Source organism: Brachyspira hampsonii, from assembly GCF_001746205.1.
Taxonomy (GTDB): domain Bacteria; phylum Spirochaetota; class Brachyspiria; order Brachyspirales; family Brachyspiraceae; genus Brachyspira; species Brachyspira hampsonii_B.
In genome coordinates, this window is the sequence record NZ_MDCO01000010.1 from 17,531 (window position 1) to 39,341 (window position 21,811).

Below are 21,811 nucleotides of genomic sequence, written 5' to 3' on the forward strand. Positions count from 1 at the left end.
TATTTTTATTATTCCGCTAATAGTTTTTCTATATTTTTTAAATTTCTTGCTTTGGCATAATATAGAGCATCATGTCCGTTTTTATCTTTAATAGTCTTGTCGGCTCCATGTTCTAATAGAATCTTAACTATTTCAGCATAATTTAAACTGTCATTTCCAACAATGGTAACTTCTAATAATGCTGTATATGATAGGTGATTAATATGATTAACATCTATATCAGTGTTTTCAAGAAGAAATTTTACTGTTCCTAAATGCTCTTTTTCGCATGCTAATATTAATGCATTTGATCCGAAAATATTTAAAACATTTCTTGTATCAGCTTTTTTATATATTAGTTTTATTATATTAAGCATTCCTCTCGAACTTGCATATAGAAAAGGAGAATTCAATTTCTCGTCTTGTATATTGACATTTGCATCATTATCAACTAAAAGTTTAACCATTTTTATATCATTTTTATATGCAGCTATCATTAAAGGAGTTCTTTTTCTTTCATCTTGTAAATTTATATTTATTCCCATTTCTATATATTCTTTTACAGACTTTATATCTCCGCTATTTACAGCAGAAAAAAAATCTATTCTTGTATCAGCCAATAAAATACTGCCTATATATAAAGTAAATGCAAATACAAATGACAATTTCATAATCGCTCCTAGTATATTTTTATTATTTATTTATATAACAAATCTTTTTTTAATTAGTTTTATTAATATAGTTTAATTATAGTTTTTACAACTATATAAACATACATTATGGTTTTTATTATATTTTTAATAATGATATTTAAAAAATATCCGAATAAGTATTAAAGAATTATAATAATAACTGGGACTTGAAAATGCATTATATATGTTTTTTAATGGCTTTTGTTTTATATTTTGCAGCTAATTTAAATGCTGCTGTTTATGATGTTTTTTCAAACACAAATAATATTTATTATACTACATTAAATAATATTACTAATAGTTATATATTGAGCGATAGCGACTCGGCACTTAATTATCTAAAAGGCGATACGGCTCTTGATTCTAGTATTTTACAGGGGCTTATATATAGTAAAGACATTAAAGCTATAAAAGGTGCTAATGGCGGAGATGCCATATTCTTCCATAACATTAAATCTTATGTAAAAATAGATTATTATGTAGGAGATGGTACCCATAATTTTGATGATACTATGACTAGTTTTACTTTGGAGTTTTATTTGAATCCTTATAAAATAAGAATGAACTCTCAGGTATTATCAAAAACTGCTATATATAATGAAAATGGTGTTACAAAATCTTCAGGTATAAAAGCTAATATTGTTAATGGCAGATTAGTTTGGCAGTTTAATAATCTATTTTCCTATAATGGAGTATATACAAATGTTATATTATCTGAAGGAGAATATTTGAAAGAAAATGAATGGAGACATCATAGCGTAAGTTTCAATGCCTCTACAGGAAAATTAGTGAAATATATAGACGGACTTGAAGAGCAGGTTGTATATTTGACTAGTACCGGAGATGCAACAGGTTCTCCTTATAATATAGAGTTTGATAATATAAAATTGGATCCTCTATATTTAGGAAATGGTTTTATAGGCGGATTAGATGCCTTCTATTTTACACCTCGTTATAAGCAGATTTTTAATTTATATAATTATACTTCAGACGGAGAGATAATAAGTAAAGTTATAGATTTTGGAAATATAAATACATTTATTGACTCAATAAATTATGTTGGAAATTCTACAAATGGAAGTTATATAGATTTGTATTATAGAACTTCAGATTATTATTTTGCTCCTGAAGATGTTAATATAGCTTGGGAGACTTTAAAAAATTATACAAATATAATGACAAATACAATGACTAGATATATTCAGCTTAGAGCGGTATTGAAGAGTAATGTTGATAGAAATGTTACACCTATATTGAATAATGTTTCTATAGATTATCATTATCCTGAAAAACCTTTGGTGCCGTCTAATTTAAGAGCTAATGTTGTAAGCGGAACTTCTGTTATGCTAAGTTGGAATGGCTCTCATGAAAATATATCAGGATATAAAATTTATTATGGAACTAAGTCAGGTGAATATAATGAAGCACAATATACACCTATAGTAATAGAGAATGTACATGAATATACAATAGAAGGACTTGAAGAAGGAAAGGTTTATTATTTTACCATTACAGCTATAGGCGGAGAGGGCGGAAATATAGAAAGTGGTTTTTCTGAAGAAGTTTATGTAAGACCAATTCAATAAAAAGGAGTATGAACGTGTCTACTAATACTAAAGCAATGAAATTAAGTAATCTTGCCGAAGAATTATTAAAGAAAGGAGTAAATGAAGAAGCTATAGAAGCTTTGAAAAGAAGTATGAGATTAAGTACTTCTGATGATATGAAGGCATATTTACAAGTAGCTGTTTCTTTATTTGAAAATGGGGATTATGATCATGCTAAAATATTTTTAAATACTTTTCTGGAATATTGGATGGCGGCAGAAGCCTATTTTATTTTAGGGGCTATTGCTAAAAAAGAATATAGACTTGAAGAGGCTTTTGAACTTTATAGAAAAGGAATTACTTTATATACTTCATCAAATCTTGATCCTTATTATGAATTTTTATCTTTATGTACTCTTCTTAAGGAAGAAGATAAAGGATTGGAAGCTGCTAAAAATGTACTTAAAATCAATTCCAAAGATAGGGTTGCTTTAGTTTATATGGCTAATTACTTCTTTAGAAATAAACTTTATAAAGAAGCTATGAATTTTTATAAGATATTAGTAGATAATAAATTGGCTGATCATAATGATTATCATTATTATGGTGTTTGTTTGCATGAAATTAAAGATTATAAAAAGGCAGAAAATATGTATTTGCAGGCTTTGGCTATGTATCCTGTTGATACTCCTGAAGTTTTAGCTCTTAAAAACCTTAGAAGTAAAACTCTAAAAGATAATTATCCTAATTTAAAAGAAAGCAGAGAAAAGTATACAAATAAAATAAAAGAAAATCCTGAATCTAGTGATTATTTCCATTTAGGCAATATTGAATTTATTGATGGAAATTATGAAAAGGCTGCTGAATTTTATTCTAAAGCTAAAGAAGTTTATGAAGAGCAAGTTTGCATTTCATAATATAAGTTGTTAGTATTGCTTTTATATTTTTATTATATATCCTATATATAATTTAATTTTAGATTAATATCTTAATAAATTTTTCTATATCTATTTTATAAAATAAATTTTTTATTTGTGTGTATGATATTTTTATAATAAAAAATACAAAAATATAATATAAAATTTCTTGCAAAAATATTATTTTATTTTATATTTCAATTTAATAATTATGTGTCTCTGACAAGTTTACTTGTCAAAGTATTTATTTATAAATTATAATTAATACTAATTTTAAAGCTATAAACGAGCAGCTGATAACTTTAGTTGTCAGCTCTTTTAAGCGAGTTTATAGCTAGCAATAATAAACAATTTTTATTAATTAAGGAAGGCATATGTCATATTTTGAAGAAGGTTTGCAATTATTTAGAGAAACTCAGTTTGCGAAAGCATCAGAATTATTTATTAAAGCATTAGAAGAAGATTGTAATAATTCTGAAATATATAATTATTTAGGTCTTTCTAAACAGGCATTAGGATTTTTTGAAGAGGCTATTAATTATTATAGTAAAGGTATAGAAATAGATGAAAACTACGGAGAACTTTATTATAATAGGGCAAATTGTGAATGTAATCTTGGACTTTATGAAGCAGCTATAAAAGATTATGATAAAGTTATAGAGTTAGTACCTACTCATTCAAGGGCTTATGATGACAGAGGATATGCTAAGGGTAATTTAGGCTTATATGAAGAGGCACTAAAAGATATTGATAAAGCTGTTATTTTAGATAGTAATAATATAGATGCTTATATAGATAGGGCATTCATAAAATTAATGTCAAAAAAATATATTGAAGCTATAGAAGATTATAAAAAAGTATTGGAATTAGATGATACAGAAGTATATGCTTATAATGGAATAGGAGATGCTAAAAGGAGTATGGGGCTTTATGAAGAGGCTATTAGCTGCTATAATAAAGTTATAGAACTTTCCAATAGTTCTTCTTATGCTTATAATAATAGAGGTGCATGCAAAATAGGATTGGGGTTGTATAATGAGGCTATAACAGATATAAATAAAGCATTAGAAATATACGATGAATATGCTGATGCTTACAATAATAGAGGAACAGCGGAATATAATTTAGAGCTTTATGAAGATGCAATAGCAGATTATGATAAAGCTATAGAATTATCGCCTCAATATTTTTATGCTTATAATAATAGAGGAAATGCAAAAAGTGCATTAGGATTATATGAAGATGCTTTAGAAGATTTTAGTAAAGCAATTAATATCGAACCTAAATATATTGACGCATATTATAATAGAGCAATTACTAAAAATAATATGGGGCTTCATAATGATGCTGTAAAAGATTATGATATGGTAATAGAATTGGATAATAATAATATAAATGCTTATTATAATAGAGGTCTTTCATATTATAGTTTAGGAGATTATGAAAAAGCTTTAAAAGATTATGATAGAGTTATAGAGTTAAATCCAAAATTGGCTGATGCATATAATAATAGAGGATTTACAAAATATAGTATGGGTTTATATAAAGAAGCTATAAATGATTATGATAAAGCCATAGAGATAGATTCAAATTATGAAAAGGCTAAACAGAATAAGGAAGAAGCTTTGAAAAAAGTACATAACTAATTTTGATAATTTGACAAAATACATTTTTAATGATATAATATAAAAACAGATTAAAGAGAAACTCTAAACTCTAAACTCTAAACTCTAAACTCTAAACTCTAAACTCTAAACTCTAAACTCTAAACTCTAAACTCTAAACTCTAAACTCTAAACTCTAAACTCTAAACTCTAAACTTATTTAAAGTTTAGGAGTAAAATATTTATTGTTAATATTTTGTTATTTATAATTTTAGAGTATTAAAAGATTAAACATTTTAATTATTGCAGTAAAGTTTTGATATGAATATTATGAACGTATGGTAAATTTAATTAAGGGGGAATTAAAAATGAAAAATGATTTTGAAAAACAAATAGAACCATTCTTTTTTGTAGAACATGAAAATAGTGCTTCTCTATGTTTAAATGTTGGAGAATATAAAGCAGAAATATTTGAAGAAAGAGAAGATGAAGGCTTTGAAGGAGGAGGGTATGATTGGCAGTCTTTAGCTATAGTATTTTTAGAAGAAAAAGCTCCAGATTTAAAAGGCATTATTGATTTTGATTCTGAATCAAGTATGTTTTGTGCTTACAGCAGTGATACTGAGGCATTAAAGAAATTTGCTTTATCATTTAAAGAGGCATGTGAAGATGATAAACTGATAAGAGATTTATTTTCTAGGGCTGAACTTGATTAAACATTCATATTTTATTATACTGTTGAAATAAAATAATAAAAAATATTAAAAGGAAACATAATGAACATAATTGAAAAAATCAATCAGCTGCATGAAAATGATGAACATGAAAAGATTATTGAGATTATAAATACTATTGCAGAAGATGAAAGAGATATAGAACTTTTTAGTCTTCTTGCTAGAGCATATAATAATGTTGGAAAATATGATGAGGCTTTGAATAATTTTTGATAGTTTTTTATATATATTTTGGTTTTTATTGCTGGTTAATATTATATAATAGAAGTTAATAGATAATATTGTATTTCTCTATTAACTTCGTTATCAATATTATTTTGAACAGAATGTTATTTGCTGATTTAAATATTTTTTATTTTGTATCTCATCAACAAAAGCTATAGCATAATCAGCATAACTTATAGCACTTTCACCTTTAGAATTAAAAAGTAATTCATTATGTCCTATATTATATTGTCCTGTTTTTTCTCCGTCAGCTTGGAAATCAGCAGAAGGAGATATATACGTCCATAAAACATCTTTTTTACTTTTTAATATATCAAATGCCTTGATAGAGCTTACAGCTACACCCATAAAAATATCTGGAAAATCAGGAGTATCTTTTAATATCATAGTATGCTCTTTGTTTACATATAAACTTGAAGCACCTCCTATTACCATCAATCTAATATTGGTATTGGCTAGTATTTTACATAAATGCTCCATAACTAATGAATGCTTATCAAGTTCTTTTTCCTCCCACACTCCGAATGCACTTACTACAGTATCGAATGCTTTCAAATCATCTTTTGTCAAATCGAATAAATCTTTTTCTATAACTTTTGCTTTTGAATTATTTATTTTTGTTTTATCTCTTACTATGGCTGTAACATCTAGCCCTCTTTCTAATGCCTCATTCATGATTAATTTTCCGGCTCTTCCGTTTGCTGCTATTATTGCAATTTTCATTTTAATTCTCCTTTTTTATATAAAATATTTTCTTTAATTAAAGAGTTGTAATAGCTATTATTACAATTATAATAACATGATTTAGTTGTAATGTCAAGTATTACAACTAAATTTTTTAACTTTTTATATATTCTAATACTTTAGATATATCATCATTTATACATATAGAGCGTTCTTTCAAATTATCAGGTGCATATGAATCATTCAAATTTACAGATGCATAAATAGAGTTTTCATTTTTTAAAGCCATATCCCAAAAAGAATATTTTATTATACCTGGGGTATTAAATCCAACACCTAATTCTAAAAATAATATATTTTTATTTTCTGCTTCATCTAAGAATTTTTTATATCTATCCATAGAATGATACCAATTATCATCTTGCACAAAAGTATTATCGCATCTTAAGTTCATTGACATATTTCTGCCGCAATGAGGACATTTTGGTATAAGTTCTTTTGGTATCTTTAAATCTTTTCTTGACTTTACCATTTCTCTTATTTGTTTTTCATTATAAAAAGTTTCTTGTCGGCATGGAAGAGAACATTGAAAAAGAGAATAGTCTCCTTGAACTTTGAATAATTTTTCCTTATCAAATTTTGCCTCTTCAAATCTTCCGTCAACATTAGTAGTAATAACAAAATAATTCTTATTTTTTACTATTTCTAATAGATTTAAATGAGTCTCATCTGCTGGTATATCATATCTATTAATATACACAAGAAGCGAAAAATATCCCCAAAAATCTTCCAAAGTAGGATAATTATAAAATCCTGCACTATACATATCAGTTAAACCGTATCTATCTTTATATTCACTAAAATATTTATCGAATCTCTCACCGTCATAAGAAAATCCTGCAGAAACAGAAAGTCCTGCTCCTGCCCCTATTAATATATAATCTGATTTTTCTATACTTGATTTTAATTTTTTTATTAATTCTAATTGCTCATTCATTTATGATTCTCCTAATTATTTTAAAATATTATAATAAAGTTCATAATACAAATCTTTAAATACATTAAATAATATCTTTATATCATATTTACTATTATTTAAAAAATCTTTTACAGCATTTACTGCTATCTGAGAAGCCGCCTTATTTGGAAACTTAAACTCTCCTGTAGATATACAGCAAAATGCTATGCTTTTTATATTATTATCTTTTGCCGTTTCTAAGCATGATTTATAACAATTATATAAAAGCTCCTCATCTTTTTTTGAAACACTGTTCTGTATTATAGGTCCTACTGTGTGAAGTATATATTTACTTGGTAAATTGAATGCTTTAGTTATTATGCATTTTCCCGTCTCTTCAGTTTTTCCTTTCATTATATTATTTAGGCATAATCTTAACCTAGTACCGGAAGCACTATGTATGGCATTATCTATACATTTATGAAGAGGAATAAAACAGCCAAGCATAGAAGAATTGGCAGCATTAACTACAGCATCTATATTTAATGTTGTTATGTCTCCCTGCCATAAATATAAATTATCTCTTATAGGTTTTATATCTTCTATATTTGTTATTATTTTCTTTTTTAATCTCTCCTGTAAATATTCATCTTCTATTTTAAGATACTCTTCGCTTATATTGTTTGGAAGTCTTATATTCATTAAATATCTGAAATAGTTATAGAGTACTTCTTCATTATTTTCTTTTAATGCATTTTCTAATTCTTTATTATATTCATAATTACCTTCTTTAATAAGATAATCTATTAAAAATAATAATTTATTCATATTTTATCCTTATTGTAAGTATAATCATTACAATAATACTATAATATAATTGTAATGTCAAGTATTACAACAAAATTTAAATTTCTTTATTTAATTTTTTTATTTGCATTAAGAAAATAAATATATTATAATTTTTAATAATTTTAAGGATAATTTAATGAAGATTAGTTCAAGATTTACAATAGCGGTTCATACATTGCTTTGCATATTAGAGTTTAAATACGAAAAAATAACATCAAATTTTATATCAGAAAGTGTTCAAGTTAATCCTGTTATTATAAGAAATATATTAATACAGCTTCAAAAAGCAGATATTATCACTGTAAAAAGAGGAACAGGAGGAATAAGTCTGAATAAAAAAACAGAAAATATTACATTGCTTGATATATTTAATGCTGTAGAAAGCCTAGATGAAGGAAAACTTTTCAGCTTTCATGAAAACCCCAACAAAAAATGCCCTGTTGGAAGTAAAATTAATGATATACTTCAGCCTAAACTTAATGATGTACAGCATGCTATGGAAAATGAGCTAAAAAAAACTACATTAAAAGATATTTATAAAAGTTTAAAAAATTAATATATTTTTTTACAAAGTTAAGATATGTTGGTATTTAATATAAAAAATATATTAAGGATATATTTTATGGAGAAAGAAAATATTAAATTAGAAAATGGAAATAGCAAATTTGAACATTTCCTGAAAGCAGTTGAATTTCTTGGGAATAAACTTCCAGATATAACCATTTTATTTTTGATAGCATTTTTTATAATGGTAATACTTTCTTGGATATTATCTCATTTCACATTCAATTACTTTCACCCTACTACAGGCGAGCAGATAAAAATTATAAATATGCTTGCTCCTAATGAATTAGCAAAATTCATCACTAAAATGATAAGTAATTTTGTAAGTTTCCCTCCTCTTGGAATAACACTAGTAGGAACATTGGGAATAGGAGTAGCAAACGGCAGCGGATTTATTAGAATGATTATAATTAAAATTTCAAGTATAATACCAAAAAAAGCTGTAACTCCGGCTGTTATGTTTATATCTATATTGAGTCATATAAGTTCAGATTCAGCTTATGTTATACTGATGCCTGTAGCGGCTATGATGTTTTTTTCTTTTGGAAAGCATCCGCTGGCAGGAATTGCAGCTTCATTTGCAGGGTTGGCTGGAGGGCATTCAGCAAGCTATACTCCTTCTATAATAGATCCAATAATGCAGGGTTTCACACAAAATGCAGCGAGAATGATAGATCCTACATATACAGTTAATGTTTTATGTAATTATTTTTTAAGTTTTTCTTCTACATTTGCTGTGATACTAGTAGGCTGGTTTGTAACAGACAGAATAGTAGAGCCTTTTTTATGGAGAACTATGCCTATTGATAAAGATGCAGATATAGAAAATGCCGATATATCTTTGCTAACTAAAGAGGAAAATAAAGCTTTTAAAATAGCGGTATTAGTTTTAATATCTATGATTATTCTTTTAATAGCTTTGCTTGTACCTAAAAATTCTTTACTTAGAGCTCCTGACGGACAATTAACCACACCTGATGCTCCTATTATGCAGGCAATAGTTCCGGTAATATTTTTATTTTTAGTTATACCCGGATTTGTATACGGAAAATTAACTAATAAATTTAGAACATCAAAAGATTTCAGCAATGCTATGGCTGATAGTATAAAAAATCTGGCATCATTTTTAACTTTTGCTTTTTTCTGTGCTCAGTTTTTATATATGTTTGGAAATTCAAATGTAGGTACATTAATGGCAATAGCCGGTGCTGAGTTTTTAAAATCTTTGAATATGCCTCCTCAAATAACCATTGCCGGTATTATTCTTCTTACAGGTGTATTGGATATATTAATAAGTTCTGCATCATCTAAATGGGCTATAATGGCTCCTGTTCTCGTACCTATGCTTATGGCAGTTGGTATATCTCCGGAATTAACTCAGGCATCATACAGAGTAAGCGATTCTGCTATGAATATTGTTACTCCTATGTTTTCATTTTATCCTTTGATTATTTCTTACTGTCAAAAATATTGTAAGAAAACAGGTGTCGGTACATTATCTTCAATGATGATACCTTATAGTATAGGAATATTCATTGCTTTATTAATAATGCTCTATGGTTTTTGGGCATTAAATATACCTATTGGATTTAACAGCGGATATGTTTATCCTCCTGTTCATTAATATATTATTATAAAAGGTTTAAAAATGATTAGTAATGAAGATATTAAAAAATTTCAAATAGATAGTTTTTTTAAATATGTAGAAATACCAAGTCAGAGTAAAGGAGGTTCTGATACTATTCCAAGCTCTGAAGGTCAGATGAAACTTGCTGAGGTTCTTGCCAATGATTTAAAAAATTTAGGGCTGCAAAATATTATATTTAACGATAATGCTATAGTAACAGCAATTCTTCCAAAAAATAAAGATAATGTTCATTCTGTTGGTTTTTTAGCACATCTCGATACTGTAGACATAGGGCTTGATGGAAATGTTAATCCTCAAATATTAACTTTCAAAGGCGATGATTTTTATTTGAATAAAGAAAAAAATATAATATTTAAAGTGTCAGACCACCCTGAAATAACAAATTATCTTAATGAAGATATTATATTTTCTGATGGAGAAAATGTATTAGGTGCGGATAATAAAGCAGCAATAGCTACTATAATGTCAGCATTAAAATATATTATAGAAAATAATATAGAACATGGAGATATATACATAGCATTTGTACCTGATGAGGAGATTGGGCTTTTAGGTTCTAAGGCATTGGATTTGAATATATTCAAACCTGATTTTGCATACACAATAGATTCTTGCGAAATAGGGGAAATTGTGTATGAAACATTTAATGCCGCATCTGCTATTATAAATATAGAAGGTGTAACCGCCCATCCTATGAGTGCTAAAAATGTATTGGTTAATCCTATATTAATAGCAATAGATATAGCTAATGAATTTGACAGAAAAGAAACTCCAGAATGCACTGAAAAAAAGGAAGGCTATATTTGGATTCAGGGTATAAGCGGAAATCAGAGAAATGCATCTTTAAGATTAAGCATAAGAGATCATGATAAAGCTCTTTATGAAGAAAAGAAATTAAAAATAAAAGAAGCTGTTAACAAATATCAGAAATTAATTCCAAAAGCAAAGATAGAATTAACTATAAAAGATGTATATTCTAATATTGCCGATTCTATAAAAGGAGATAGATTTGCAATAGATGTTATTTATGAGGCTATGGAAAATCTTAATATAGAACCTAAAACTTTATCTATGAGAGGTGGTACTGATGGTTCTGTTTTATCATCAAGAGGTCTTCTTACTCCAAATTATTTTACAGGGGCTCATAACTTTCATTCTATATATGAGTTTCTTCCTTTATCATCATTTTATAAAAGTTTAGAAACTACTATTGAAATAATAAAAATTATATCTTCTAAATAAATTATTAATATGTAAATATTTAATTTTTTATTATGTATTTAGTAAATTTATAAGGTTTAATTATATTCAAAGTTTATAATATTATTTTTAGTCAACATAATATTATTATAATGTCAAAATTAGGTATTGCTGATTAAGTCTGTAGTTTCTGTTTTATTGCTGCGAATTGTAATTTTATCTGTATTATTAACTTTTACGAATAAATTAGTTTTTTATATCTTATTTTACTTATTTCTATAAGCGAGATTATAACATTAGACCTGTTGCAATTTTATACATATATAGTGATATTATTATATAATAAATTAAAAAATAATATTTATAGTTTTAATAATTGGGGCTTTGCCCCAAACCCCACTTCTTTTGGTGACCCAAAGAAGCAAAAGGACTGCATCTTTATATCTTATTTACATAATATTATATTACATTTAAAACAAAAAATACTCTATATAAATTACTGTAAATAAAATTATATCCTATATTTTTTTATATCAACTGTGTAAATTTACAAAATTACAACAGGTATATTAATTGCATCGATAGCTTTATACAAAAATAGAAATCCTGATACTATAATTAACGGCAATTTTAATCGACTTTGTATATCATAAAAAATTAATATACAAAGCCAATTAAATAATTAGATACTTATAATTTATAATTGAGTAAAGTACCAATTTATTCCTGTTGCCGACCTAAAATTAACAGGTATCGGATTATTTGAAGAGTTTACGCCCATTTCAAAATACCATTCTAAATTTTTTACAGGGTATATTCTAACTTCAGAGTAAGCTCCCCAAGTAAGTGCATGATTAAGCTCTCCAACTTTTTTACCGTCATATATTATTTTATATCCTATACTAGGTTCAAAGTATAAACTCACTATATCAGAATTAGCATACAGTGATAATGCAGGAGTTATTCTAAAAATATAAGGATTAGACTCATATATTTCATTTGCATTATGTGAAGTATATAATATTCTGTCTTGAGACTGTATGTTTACTAAAGTATCTGTACTTTTATTAATAATATCTTTACCCTTAGCATCCAATGCTGAATAATAAAGCACTTTGATAAAAGGATTAATCCAAACATCATTAATAGTAGTAGGCAGAAAATAAAATCTTAACTCCAATCCAAAAGAAGAAGCACTATTAGCATTATAATTATTTTTACCATAATTAATATAAAGTCTTACAGCATTAACAGAATCAAGTCCCGTATAATATCTTATTTCAGAAGCCGTACTAAAAGCAGAATAATCAGAATCATTTTTAGAATCTGCTATTTGAAAAGGAATACATATTCTAAAACTATCATTCATAGCATTAACCATTAAAACAGGAGTATGAACATCTAAAGAAGAATCTATATAAGTATAATTATATCCAAGTCCTACACTTATAATCTCCGATGTATATGCCAACCCCAAAGAAACGGTTGCATCTAATGATGATTTTCCATTATTAACATAGCTCATTATATTACCAAAAGAGAGAGTATCAGCCTTAAATCCCAAAGTGCCTTTAACTGTACCATTTCCTAATACAAAACCTAATTGATCCGTCCTAGCCCTAAGATGACTGCTGTCTGTAAGAAAATCCATCCAATCATTACTAAAGCCGTACATACCAAATACCGATGCAGACGAGACTGCAAAACAAAAGATTGTTTTTAATAAAGTTTTCATTTATGTTTCCTTAAAAATTAATATTTTAATAGAGAGCGATTATAACAAATATAAAAATAAAGTAAACAAATACATAGCATAGAATAAATAATATAATGTAAAAATATTATTCTATTGTATTTTAATATTTTTACAGATATAATTTCATTAAATAATAATGTAGTATAAAATATAAAATTCTTAAAAGAAGGGTATTTGGAATTAAAATTGTGAGCGTATATCAAATTCATTTGCTATACATTTTTAGCGAATAATTTTTATTAGCAATAATAAAAAAATAATAATTCTGTTATATACTTTAGAAAAAGATTAGAAATTTCTTAATAAAATATTCATTTTTGTATGATTAATACTTGATTTTTTTATTAAGTATTAAAAAACTTGACCTACATTTTACAATAAATATAAGCCAAGTTTTTTATTTTTTAATTATAAAATATTATTTAAGCATTAAAATTATAAAGAAGCCAAAACTTCCTCTATACCTTTTAATTTATCCTCAAACTCTTTTTTCTTCCTATTTTCTGTATCAATAGCTTCCTGTTTAGCTTTCTTAATAAAGTTTTCATTAGAAAGTTTTTTGTCTACAGCTTCCAAATCTTTTTTATATTTAGATGCCTCTTTTTCTAATCTTTTTTTCTCTGCTTCTAAATCTATTATACCAACAAGATTAACATTTATTTCTCCGCCTTCAAATACTTTGACAAATGCTCCTTTATTTCTTTGAGTATCTTTTGAAGAAACTATATTCAATGATTCAGTAAGCGAAAGTGATGATATAATATCTTTATAGCTTTCAGAAGTATTTTTGAAATAGTCTGAACTGCATCTTATTATAACATCAAGTTTTTTATTAGGAGGCAAATTAAATGATGAACGTGCATTTCTTATTCCAGACACTATATCCTGAATTAAGTTAAAATCTTTTTCTATATCTTCAAATATATATTTACTATTAGCTTTAGGATACTCTCTAATCATCAATGCCTTTGAATCAATATTATGTTTAGGTAAATTAGAATAAATCTCTTCTGTAATAAAAGGCATAAATGGGTGAATCATAGCCATTGACTCTTCAAGCACATACAATAATACAGCAATAGTTTTTTCTTTTTTGCTTTCGTCTTTCAAATCAAACTTGCTTATCTCTATATACCAATCGCAGAACTCATTCCAATAGAATTTATAAATAGTTTGAGAAGCCTCATCAAATCTATACTCTTTTAATTTTTTAGTTGTATCATCAATAGCCTTCTGAAGTCTTGATAATATCCATTTATCTTTATTTTCAAGAATGTAATTATCTAAATCTTTTATATCAGCATTATCTTCAATGTTTCCGAAAATATATTTAGCACTATTGTATATTTTATTAGCGAACTTTCCGCCCATTTTGAAAAGTTCTCTGTCAAGCCAAATATCCTGACCGCCTAATGAAGTTATGAATGATAGAGTAAATCTAAAAGCATCAGCTCCATGCTCATCAATAATTTCTATAGGGTCAATACCATTTCTTAAACTTTTAGACATTTTTCTTCCTATTTTATCTCTTATAAGTCCGTTAAGATAAACATCTTTAAAAGGCACATCATTCATAAAATGAACTCCAGCCATAATCATTCTAGCAACCCAGAAGAATAATATATCATAACCTGTAACAAGCACAGTAGTAGGATAAAAATATTTTAATTCTTCATTAATCTCAGGCCAGCCGAAAGTAGAAAAAGGCCATAGCCAAGAAGAAAACCAAGTATCAAGTACATCTTCGTCTTGATGAATATTTTTACTTTTGCATTTAGTACATTCTGTAATATCAGTTTTTGACACCATCATCTCACCGCAGTCATCACAGTACCATACAGGAATCCTATGTCCCCACCATAATTGTCTGCTTATACACCAATCTCTAATATCAGTCATCCAGTGATTATAAGTATTAATCCATCTTTCCGGATAAATTTTTGTATTGCCGTCATTAACTGCCTTGTATGCTTTTTCTGCTAAAGGCTTCATTTTTACAAACCATTGATCGCTGTAATAAGGCTCTACAACATTATGACATCTGTAGCAGTGTCCCACTTGGTGTTTAATATTATCCTTTCCAACAAAAGCACCTAATTTTTCAAGTTCCTGTATAATTAAAGCTCTTGCCTCTTTTACAGTTTTACCCTGATAATGAGAAGGAGTATTTTCATTGAATGTACCGTCTGGATTTAATATATTGATAATCTCTAAATTATGTCTTTGAGCTATAGCAAAGTCATTAGGGTCATGGGCTGGTGTGATTTTTAAAGCCCCTGTACCGAAATCTTTATCAACATAAGTATCTTTTACAAGTCTTAATTTTCTGCCTACTATAGGAAGTATCAAAACATTATCTTCTGTAAGATGTGCATATCTTTCATCATCTGGGTGAACAGCAATAGCAACATCGGCCAAAATAGTTTCTGGTCTTGTAGTAGCTATTTCAATATAATCATTAGTGCCGTCTATTTGGTATTTAACATGATACAAAGCACCTGCCACCTCTTCATGTTCTACTTCATCATTAGCCAAAGCAGTGCCGCAGCTAGGACAATAGTTGATAAGATATTTTCCTCTGTATATTAAACCCTGATTATAAAGCTCAACAAATACTTCTCTAACAGCATTACTTAAACCTTCATCAAGAGTAAATCTTTCTCTCTCCCAATCGCATGAACAGCCTATTTTTTCTAATTGTTTTACTATAATAGAGTGATGTTCATTAGCTACTTCCCAAGTTTTTTTAACAAAAGCCTCTCTTCCCAAATCATATTTATTTTTGCCTTCTGTTTTTAATCTTCTCTCAACAACATTTTGTGTAGCAATACCAGCATGGTCAGTACCAGGCATCCATAAGGTGCATTTGCCTAGCATTCTATGAAATCTTATAAGTATATCCTGAAGTGTATTATTAAGACCATGTCCCATATGAAGTACGCCTGTAACATTTGGAGGAGGTATGACTATAGAATATGGTTCTTTATTTTTATCCATAACGGCATGAAAAAATCCGTTTTCCTTCCAGAAATTATATAATTTGTCTTCGATATTTTTAGGAGTGTATGCTCCTTCTAAAGTGTGTTTCATATTCTTTTTTCCTCCGATAAAATCGCAAATTGATACTAAAAATTGATAATATATTTTATACTATATAGAATATTTTTCAATTATTAAAATAAACTTAATAAATAAAAAGTGCTGCCTTTAATTAAAAAAGCATCACCAATTATTTAATAAATTTAAACTCAATTAATTCCATAAACTGGATTTTCATAATAATCATGTCCGATTAAACTCAAATTATAACCATTTTGATGACATGGAATGTAATTATTATGATTTGAAAGACCATTTTCTAAATAATTGAAACAAATATATGATATGCTATTGAAAATATCAACTCCAAGATTTAAAGCATATTTTGTAGAATTAATATTCATTTCTTGATTATAAAAACTAGCTTTTGAAGCGAATAGTTTTGTTATTATATCTCTTATTACAGTTACTTCATGATTTTTTCTTATAAATGTTTCCTCTACATATCTAGGATTAGGATTGTATAAATATGAAAATATCTTTAAGCCGCAAGAAATAAATGAGGCTCCAATTAAAATATATGATACAATTTTTGGATTTAAAGTAGAATAATTTGAACTCATTAAATATTGTTCAGACTTAGTATTATAATTTGTTGAATTGATATTCTGTTGATAAGGTTCATATGGTTACATATCATTGGAAATGGTATTTGTATTATATTTACATGTTTTATATTTAAACATGGTTACCTTCTTTGTTTAATATTTGAAATTAATTAGTATTTTAGGATTAATACTAATTAACATATCTTGTACAAGATATATTTAAGTATGCTATAACTTTTGTTAATAGCAAACTATTTATCCATTTGTATTTATATAAAATATTTTGTCAATAGTATATGACACATTATTTTAAAAAATATAAATATATATTTTATTTATAATTAAATATATATTTATATTTTTAATAAAATAGTTTTAATGTTTAATATAATATGTTATTTTACCATATTCATCAAGTTGTGGATATAAATCGAATATTTTAGATTTAGTTTCAGAAATACAAGCAGAAGAAGTATTTTCAATTCTCACTGTATTATTATTAAATCTGTCTAAAAAAACACCTGCTATTTTTAAAATAGCCCCTGCAACATTTAAAATAAACTTTTCATTATTGATAGATTGTTCTTGAGCATAATAAAGATCTCTTCTAGCAAATAGTTTAGATTCCATATCTCTAACTATCATACGAGGTTGACCGTAAACAGATATTATTTCTAATCCATATTTACGATTTTGATCATCTAAATTGTTAGCCACATCAGTAAGTAAATTACCCAAGCCATTACAACCGCTAGATAATATTGATGGTATATTATAATTTATTTTCATATAATTTGAAAGTAAGTTATTTAATTTTATCAAATTAGACATTATAACCTCCATTTATTATACATACCAATATTATATTGTAAATTTATATTTTGTCAAGTTATTAATAATTTTATCTATATTAATATAATATACATTTATATACTGTTTTTTATAGTATGTATTTTTAGTTGTATTTAACTAAAAAGTATATATATTTATTTTGTAATGTAAGTTACTGAATATAAGTATATTATTAAATTTAATAATACATATATAATGAAAAATATAAAAATATATTATGTTATAAAATTAAAGTTCTTTCAAGTATGTATGCTAAATTATAATTATATTAAACATTTAATATGAAAATTTTATTTAATATATTTTATTCTTTTATATTGCAGTCTTTTTTAAAATATGATATTCTTATGCATTTGAAAGAAGCAAAGAAAATATGTTAGATAATGGAAACAATTATGGAGAATATGAATGAAGCTTTAGACTATATATACTCTTTTATTGGTAAAAAGACATTGCATAAAAATAGTTTTAATCATATAAACAATGTGAAAAGTATTTTAAAAATTTTAGGCTATAAGCAGATTTTTAAAGTTATACATGTAACGGGAACAAAAGGCAAAGGGTCTACAACATTAGTATTGTCTAAAATGCTTTCATCTATAGGATATAAGTCTGGAGCTTTCATATCACCTCATATAGTTAATGAAAGAGAAAGAATATCTATAAATGAAGAATGGATAAGCGAAGAAGATTTTATCTATATAACAAAAAAAATAAAGAATATTGTAGATAATAATGAAATATATAGTAATATAACCGTTTTTGAGATATTCACAATAATGGGATTATATTACTTTTTTATAAAAGGTATAGATTATGCATGTATTGAAGTTGGTATAGGCGGAAAGTTGGACTGTACTAATATAGTAGAGTCAGATATAAGTATTCTTACATCAATATCTTATGATCATATGGAAGTATTGGGATATACTATAGAAGAAATAACCGTACAGAAAGCAGGGATCATAAAACCTAATTCTGTTGTAATCTCAGCATATCAGGAAGAAAATTCTATAAAAATAATAGAGAATATATCAAAAGAAAATAATTGCGAATTATATATTTTTAAAAAAGATTTTGATGCTGAAATAATACTCAACAGTAATGAAAAATTAGAATTTAATTATATTGATAATAATAAAAAATATAACTTCTCAACTGTTTTGCTTGGAGAACATCAGGCAGAAAATATCTCTCTTTCTTTTAAAGCATTAAATCTGCTTCTTAAAGAGGATAATAATTATACAGAAAAAAATATAAATAAAGCTATAAAGTCTTTAAAAGATTTTAACATAAATGCACGCCTTACATTTATGCATAGGAATCCTGATATAATAGTGGACGGTGCTCATAATTCAAAATCATTAGAAAGAATACTCAATACTATATATAAATGGTATGATGATATCATAATATTATTTGCTCCTTTAAGTCAGAAGGATATAAAAAATATGGCTGATGTATTAAAAAGACATGATTCGTTAATAATATTAAGCTCCCCTGATAATGTATCTCATAAAGAAACGGATAGCTATAAAACTTATCAATATTTTAAAGATAATAGTAATGTTAAGCATATACCAATTTTTCATGATGCTATTAAGGATATAAAATCAATTAATAAAAATAATAAACCTGTACTTGTAATAGGTTCATTATATGCTGCTAGTGAATTTATAAGTTTATATAAAGATATGGATATATAAAAATATGTCCAAAATATATTATACTTGCTTCAAAAGTATTTGATGAGATTATATATAAAAATTTCATAATTTATCAATTATAAAAATAATATATTATATGTTGTTGTTATTTTAGTGTATAAATATGAGGCTTTCACCTAATTGTACTTTGAATGCTTCTTGCCTTCGTAGGTACGCTTCATGAAGTACAGGATATGCATGATTTCTCTAATTATACCATATATTGACTTTGTTTGTACGACTTTGTGCTGTGCCGGATATTTGCCGTGCAATTATAAATAAAATTAATTTTGAAACAAGTATAATTTTTCAAATATAGATTTAAATACTGTATAAATTAATTACACAAATTTTTCATAATGCTATCTGTCAATGCTATTTCTAATATAATAATTATCATTCTTTTTACCAAATTCTATAATAGGTAAATGTACACCTATTTGAGCACCTATATCAACAGAAGCTAATTTTCCGATATATTTATATCCTTCACCTAATGAAGCCAAATTATTCTTTATCTGTATGGTTGGTATATCAAAATTAGCATAAAATGATAAACTTACTAAAGCGAAATTTACACCTGTATAAAGTTTTACATAAGGTATAACTAGATTATTAAATCTTGATGATAAGGTTTTGTAATCTAATAATGTATAATTGTCCCCTGTCCAATATTTACCAGATAAAGGAACTTTAACACCGCCTCCTATACCTATTTGGAATATTGAAGGCTTCCATTCAAGACTAAGTCCTGTAATAATACTATCAAATTCATGTGTAAAATCTTGATAATTGTCATGAAATTTAAATGTATCTCTATACCATCCGAAATCTACTGCTAATACTATATAATGGAATTTATTCAGCTGAAAATAAATTGACGGCTGAAATATAACTCCTGCTTCAAATGCAGATTCTGCCTGTTCTGTTAAATACTCTGATAAAATACCATTTTGATAAAAACTAGGACGGCTACCAGCTAACGGAATATACAAACTCATTACAAAGTTATGAGAATATGCTAATACTGATGTCATTATAAATATAGTGCTTAGTATAATAATTTTTTTCATATTTTTTCCTTAAAACTAATGAGAGTATTGTATTATAGCAAGATATAATAATTTATAATATTGCTTTTCGATAAAAAATTTTGAAACAATAGATGAATAAATATAAAAATTGAATGCCTATTTAAATACTGCATAAATTAATTCCATAAACCTTATACTAGTATAAATATTATTGTGTAAAAGTCAATATAAAATATATAATTTTATTATACAATATATTGGTATTTACTTGTTTTTAATTAAATTATGAATTTAATAGTTTATATAAAAATAGGGATATATAAAAATATATCCCCATTGTAATAAAACTTTTTCTATAGTGAACTATTTGATAGTTAGTTAATTAATAGCTTATTGATTTTCTCCGCGAATTTGAATATATCTAAGTATAAACCAAGCTGAACACCTATGTCAACAGAAGCTAACTTTCCCGGATAACTATATCCTTCGCCTAATGAAGCTAAATTATCTTTTATCTGCATATTTGGTATGTCAAAATTAACATATAGCGATAAACTTACAAGATATAAATCTATACCTGTATAAAGTCTTACATAAGGTATAACAGGATTATTAAATCTTGATGAGAAATTACCTCCGCTTAATGCTACATTATTATTTCCTTCCCAATATTTACCGGTGAAAGGAATTTTGACTCCTCCTCCTATACCTAATTCAAATATAGCAGGATTCCATCTGAAATTAAGACCAACCATAACATTATCAAATTCATGCGTAAAGTTTTTTGAAGAAGTTTGAAATTTAAATGTATCTCTATACCAACCAACATCTATACCTAGAGATACATCATTATGCTCATTTATATTAAAAGTAACTCTAGGATTGAATATAACACCTACTTCAAAAGCTGATTTCGGACTTAATGATGAGGTTGGGTTTAAATTGTCATTTTGATAGAGGCTAGGAATACTTCCTCCTAATGGTACATAAAGTCCTATACCTAAAGTATGAGAGTAGGCTAAGGCCGATGTAATCAGAAATAAACTGATTAGAATAGTAATTTTTTTCATATTTTTCTCCTTGAAATTTATCTTAGTATACTGCAGAAATATGGAATAATTTAGGATATTTATTTTAGAAAAAAAATAATGAAATAATAATTAAAATTTTTGAGTTTGAAAATAGAAATAAAAAAATTGTCAAAATATAAATTTA

19 protein-coding genes are annotated in these 21,811 nt (G+C 26.3%); 9 read left to right on the forward strand and 10 right to left on the reverse strand.

Going from position 1 to position 21,811, the window contains the following annotated elements:
• Nucleotides 1-8: 8 nt before the first annotated feature.
• The gene (locus BFL38_RS07710; protein WP_069726514.1) at nucleotides 9-650 is read right to left on the reverse strand and encodes an ankyrin repeat domain-containing protein; all 642 of its coding nucleotides are present in this window, start codon (nucleotides 648-650) and stop codon (nucleotides 9-11) included.
• A gap of 194 nt (nucleotides 651-844) precedes the next feature.
• On the opposite strand from BFL38_RS07710, the gene BFL38_RS07715 reads away from it, so the two are divergent.
• From BFL38_RS07715 to BFL38_RS14645, 5 genes are all read left to right on the forward strand, one after another.
• Entirely contained in the window at nucleotides 845-2,257 is a 1,413-nt protein-coding gene (locus BFL38_RS07715; RefSeq protein ID WP_069726515.1) for a fibronectin type III domain-containing protein, read from the forward strand.
• A 14-nt stretch (nucleotides 2,258-2,271) separates the two neighbouring features.
• Complete coding sequence (locus tag BFL38_RS07720; protein WP_069726516.1) at nucleotides 2,272-3,135, forward strand: tetratricopeptide repeat protein; 864 nt, start codon at nucleotides 2,272-2,274, stop codon at nucleotides 3,133-3,135.
• A 374-nt stretch (nucleotides 3,136-3,509) separates the two neighbouring features.
• Nucleotides 3,510-4,781 carry a tetratricopeptide repeat protein gene (locus BFL38_RS07725; RefSeq protein ID WP_069726517.1) on the forward strand — a complete coding sequence of 424 codons (1,272 nt, stop codon included), beginning with the start codon at nucleotides 3,510-3,512 and terminating at the stop codon, nucleotides 4,779-4,781.
• A gap of 326 nt (nucleotides 4,782-5,107) precedes the next feature.
• Nucleotides 5,108-5,455, forward strand: a complete 348-nt coding sequence (locus BFL38_RS07730) for an immunity 51 family protein (protein ID WP_069726518.1) — start codon at nucleotides 5,108-5,110, stop codon at nucleotides 5,453-5,455.
• Nucleotides 5,456-5,515: 60 nt separating this feature from the next.
• Entirely contained in the window at nucleotides 5,516-5,686 is a 171-nt protein-coding gene (locus BFL38_RS14645) for a hypothetical protein (protein WP_256097238.1), read from the forward strand.
• A 99-nt stretch (nucleotides 5,687-5,785) separates the two neighbouring features.
• On the opposite strand, the gene BFL38_RS07735 is transcribed toward BFL38_RS14645, so the two are convergent.
• From BFL38_RS07735 to BFL38_RS07745, 3 genes are all read right to left on the reverse strand, one after another.
• Complete coding sequence (locus BFL38_RS07735; protein ID WP_069726519.1) at nucleotides 5,786-6,421, reverse strand: NAD(P)-dependent oxidoreductase; 636 nt, start codon at nucleotides 6,419-6,421, stop codon at nucleotides 5,786-5,788.
• Between the two features lie 115 nt (nucleotides 6,422-6,536).
• Nucleotides 6,537-7,379, reverse strand: a complete 843-nt coding sequence (locus BFL38_RS07740) for an SIR2 family NAD-dependent protein deacylase (RefSeq protein WP_069726520.1) — start codon at nucleotides 7,377-7,379, stop codon at nucleotides 6,537-6,539.
• Nucleotides 7,380-7,394: 15 nt separating this feature from the next.
• Entirely contained in the window at nucleotides 7,395-8,168 is a 774-nt protein-coding gene (locus tag BFL38_RS07745; protein ID WP_069726521.1) for a protein-ADP-ribose hydrolase, read from the reverse strand.
• Nucleotides 8,169-8,325: 157 nt separating this feature from the next.
• Here BFL38_RS07745 and BFL38_RS07750 point away from each other — a divergent pair, with 157 nt between their 5' ends.
• From BFL38_RS07750 to pepT, 3 genes are all read left to right on the forward strand, one after another.
• The gene (locus BFL38_RS07750; protein WP_069726522.1) at nucleotides 8,326-8,745 is read left to right on the forward strand and encodes an Rrf2 family transcriptional regulator; all 420 of its coding nucleotides are present in this window, start codon (nucleotides 8,326-8,328) and stop codon (nucleotides 8,743-8,745) included.
• 66 nt (nucleotides 8,746-8,811) lie between these two features.
• Nucleotides 8,812-10,377 (forward strand): AbgT family transporter, encoded by a 1,566-nt coding sequence (locus tag BFL38_RS07755; protein WP_069726523.1) that lies wholly within the window; start codon nucleotides 8,812-8,814, stop codon nucleotides 10,375-10,377.
• Nucleotides 10,378-10,401: 24 nt separating this feature from the next.
• Nucleotides 10,402-11,643 carry a peptidase T gene (gene pepT / locus BFL38_RS07760; protein ID WP_176720561.1) on the forward strand — a complete coding sequence of 414 codons (1,242 nt, stop codon included), beginning with the start codon at nucleotides 10,402-10,404 and terminating at the stop codon, nucleotides 11,641-11,643.
• Nucleotides 11,644-12,298: 655 nt separating this feature from the next.
• Here pepT and BFL38_RS07765 read toward each other — a convergent pair.
• From BFL38_RS07765 to BFL38_RS07780, 4 genes are all read right to left on the reverse strand, one after another.
• Complete coding sequence (locus tag BFL38_RS07765; protein WP_069726524.1) at nucleotides 12,299-13,336, reverse strand: hypothetical protein; 1,038 nt, start codon at nucleotides 13,334-13,336, stop codon at nucleotides 12,299-12,301.
• A 456-nt stretch (nucleotides 13,337-13,792) separates the two neighbouring features.
• Complete coding sequence (locus BFL38_RS07770) at nucleotides 13,793-16,447, reverse strand: valine--tRNA ligase (RefSeq protein ID WP_069726525.1); 2,655 nt, start codon at nucleotides 16,445-16,447, stop codon at nucleotides 13,793-13,795.
• A 158-nt stretch (nucleotides 16,448-16,605) separates the two neighbouring features.
• Complete coding sequence (locus BFL38_RS07775; protein WP_069726526.1) at nucleotides 16,606-17,019, reverse strand: hypothetical protein; 414 nt, start codon at nucleotides 17,017-17,019, stop codon at nucleotides 16,606-16,608.
• Nucleotides 17,020-17,379: 360 nt separating this feature from the next.
• Nucleotides 17,380-17,835 (reverse strand): hypothetical protein, encoded by a 456-nt coding sequence (locus BFL38_RS07780; protein WP_069726527.1) that lies wholly within the window; start codon nucleotides 17,833-17,835, stop codon nucleotides 17,380-17,382.
• A gap of 416 nt (nucleotides 17,836-18,251) precedes the next feature.
• Between BFL38_RS07780 and BFL38_RS07785 the strand changes: the two genes are divergently transcribed.
• Nucleotides 18,252-19,562, forward strand: coding sequence for a bifunctional folylpolyglutamate synthase/dihydrofolate synthase (locus BFL38_RS07785; protein ID WP_069726528.1), 1,311 nt, complete (start codon nucleotides 18,252-18,254; stop codon nucleotides 19,560-19,562).
• Nucleotides 19,563-19,924: 362 nt separating this feature from the next.
• Here the strand turns inward: BFL38_RS07785 and BFL38_RS07790 are convergent, their stop codons facing one another.
• Both BFL38_RS07790 and BFL38_RS07795 read right to left on the reverse strand, forming a co-directional pair.
• A complete protein-coding gene (locus BFL38_RS07790) occupies nucleotides 19,925-20,635 on the reverse strand; it encodes a hypothetical protein (RefSeq protein WP_069726529.1) in 711 nt (236 codons plus the stop codon).
• A 335-nt stretch (nucleotides 20,636-20,970) separates the two neighbouring features.
• Complete coding sequence (locus tag BFL38_RS07795) at nucleotides 20,971-21,666, reverse strand: hypothetical protein (protein WP_069726530.1); 696 nt, start codon at nucleotides 21,664-21,666, stop codon at nucleotides 20,971-20,973.
• Nucleotides 21,667-21,811: the final 145 nt, after the last annotated feature.

What these genes read in the sequence shown, in the direction of transcription:
- BFL38_RS07710 (WP_069726514.1), bottom strand. Translation starts at nt 650, where the DNA reads ATGAAATTGTCATTTGTATTTGCATTTACTTTATATATAGGCAGTATT.
- BFL38_RS07715 (WP_069726515.1), top strand. Translation starts at nt 845, where the DNA reads ATGCATTATATATGTTTTTTAATGGCTTTTGTTTTATATTTTGCAGCT.
- BFL38_RS07725 (WP_069726517.1), top strand. Translation starts at nt 3,510, where the DNA reads ATGTCATATTTTGAAGAAGGTTTGCAATTATTTAGAGAAACTCAGTTT.
- BFL38_RS07730 (WP_069726518.1), top strand. Translation starts at nt 5,108, where the DNA reads ATGAAAAATGATTTTGAAAAACAAATAGAACCATTCTTTTTTGTAGAA.
- BFL38_RS14645 (WP_256097238.1), top strand. Translation starts at nt 5,516, where the DNA reads ATGAACATAATTGAAAAAATCAATCAGCTGCATGAAAATGATGAACAT.
- BFL38_RS07735 (WP_069726519.1), bottom strand. Translation starts at nt 6,421, where the DNA reads ATGAAAATTGCAATAATAGCAGCAAACGGAAGAGCCGGAAAATTAATC.
- BFL38_RS07740 (WP_069726520.1), bottom strand. Translation starts at nt 7,379, where the DNA reads ATGAATGAGCAATTAGAATTAATAAAAAAATTAAAATCAAGTATAGAA.
- BFL38_RS07745 (WP_069726521.1), bottom strand. Translation starts at nt 8,168, where the DNA reads ATGAATAAATTATTATTTTTAATAGATTATCTTATTAAAGAAGGTAAT.
- BFL38_RS07750 (WP_069726522.1), top strand. Translation starts at nt 8,326, where the DNA reads ATGAAGATTAGTTCAAGATTTACAATAGCGGTTCATACATTGCTTTGC.
- BFL38_RS07755 (WP_069726523.1), top strand. Translation starts at nt 8,812, where the DNA reads ATGGAGAAAGAAAATATTAAATTAGAAAATGGAAATAGCAAATTTGAA.
- pepT (WP_176720561.1), top strand. Translation starts at nt 10,402, where the DNA reads ATGATTAGTAATGAAGATATTAAAAAATTTCAAATAGATAGTTTTTTT.
- BFL38_RS07765 (WP_069726524.1), bottom strand. Translation starts at nt 13,336, where the DNA reads ATGAAAACTTTATTAAAAACAATCTTTTGTTTTGCAGTCTCGTCTGCA.
- BFL38_RS07770 (WP_069726525.1), bottom strand. Translation starts at nt 16,447, where the DNA reads ATGAAACACACTTTAGAAGGAGCATACACTCCTAAAAATATCGAAGAC.
- BFL38_RS07775 (WP_069726526.1), bottom strand. Translation starts at nt 17,019, where the DNA reads ATGAGTTCAAATTATTCTACTTTAAATCCAAAAATTGTATCATATATT.
- BFL38_RS07780 (WP_069726527.1), bottom strand. Translation starts at nt 17,835, where the DNA reads ATGTCTAATTTGATAAAATTAAATAACTTACTTTCAAATTATATGAAA.
- BFL38_RS07785 (WP_069726528.1), top strand. Translation starts at nt 18,252, where the DNA reads ATGGAGAATATGAATGAAGCTTTAGACTATATATACTCTTTTATTGGT.
- BFL38_RS07790 (WP_069726529.1), bottom strand. Translation starts at nt 20,635, where the DNA reads ATGAAAAAAATTATTATACTAAGCACTATATTTATAATGACATCAGTA.
- BFL38_RS07795 (WP_069726530.1), bottom strand. Translation starts at nt 21,666, where the DNA reads ATGAAAAAAATTACTATTCTAATCAGTTTATTTCTGATTACATCGGCC.